Source organism: Massilia rubra (genome assembly GCF_011682065.1).
In the GTDB taxonomy this organism is placed as follows: domain Bacteria; phylum Pseudomonadota; class Gammaproteobacteria; order Burkholderiales; family Burkholderiaceae_D; genus Telluria_A; species Telluria_A rubra.
Window position 1 is genome coordinate 1 of record NZ_VUYU01000075.1, and the last position, 1,209, is coordinate 1,209.

Annotated in this window: 1 protein-coding gene and 1 pseudogene; both read left to right on the forward strand. The window is 63.3% G+C overall.

What is annotated here, in order from left to right:
* Positions 1 to 209, forward strand: a pseudogene (locus tag F0185_RS34030) (methyl-accepting chemotaxis protein); the annotation flags it as partial.
* Between the two features lie 165 nt (positions 210 to 374).
* On the forward strand, positions 375 to 1,209 hold an 835-nt coding region (locus F0185_RS34035; protein ID WP_167233115.1), incomplete at its 3' end, for an MCP four helix bundle domain-containing protein.

Here is a 1,209-nt window from a genome sequence, read left to right on the forward strand (position 1 = left end):
ACCAGGTCAACGAGGCGATTGCGCAGATGGACCAGGTGACGCAGCAGAACGCGGCGCTGGTGGAGGAAGCGGCGGCGGCGGCCGGCAGCCTGGAAGAACAGGCGGCGCGCCTGGCCGAGGTGGCCGGCGGCTTCAAGCTGGCGGCCACGCCATCAGCGCGACACCTGCGCCATGCGCCCGCCAACACACGCCTGAAACTGGCGGCGTGACCCGCGCGCATGATTGAGGCCATGAACATACTTTAATGTTGAGTGGAAACAACAATACGGCTTGGAATTGCTTCGCAGGAACAATAATCGTGGTCGTATTGACAGCAACAAGAGGATAATTGCCGATCGGCATTATTCATATCCACACCTGTCAGGAAAAACACCATGTTCCCCAACGTCCGCATCGGTTCACGCCTTGCGATCGCTTTTGCGATCGTCCTGGTTCTGTCCATTGTCTCCACGGCCTACGCCATTATTGCGGCGCGCGACAATGCGCGCGCGACGGAACTGATGATGGCCCAGCCTTTGAGCAAGGAGCGCCTGGTGTCGGACTGGTACGTGATGGTGTTTGCGGCGGTCGGGCGCACCGCCCTGATCGCGCGCAGCACCGACGACACCCTCTCGGCCACCTTCGCCGGCACCGTCAGCGAAGGGGTCAAGCGCAGCACGGCGCTGATCAAGCAAATCGAACCGCTGCTCACCAGCGATGAAGAAAAAGCCATGATGAAGTCGATCCAGGCCCTGCGCGCCACCTTCCAGGTCGCCAAGGAACAGGTGATGGCTTCCAAGAAGGCGGGCGACCCGGCCGCCACCGAGCAGCTGTTCAACAGTACCTTTACGCCATCGGCCGCAGCCTACGAGCGCGGCATCCAGGACATGCTGGCGCTGCAGCGCAAAGCCATCGACGACACCGCACTTTCCATCGACAAGGCCAACACCCGCACCATCGAGCTGCTGCTGGTGCTCGGCACCCTGGCCGTGCTGACCGGGGCCGTATGCGCCTTCCTGATCACGCGCTCGATCACCGTGCCGCTGAAGGCTGCCGTGGCGGTGGCCGGCACGGTCGCCAGCGGCGACCTGACCACGCAATTTGGCCCCGCCTCGCGCGACGAAATCGGTGACCTGATGCGCGCCCTGCACGCGATGAACGACTCGCTCACGCGGGTGGTGTCGGAAGTGCAGAGCGGGACCAACGCGATCGCCATCGGCTCGACCGAAA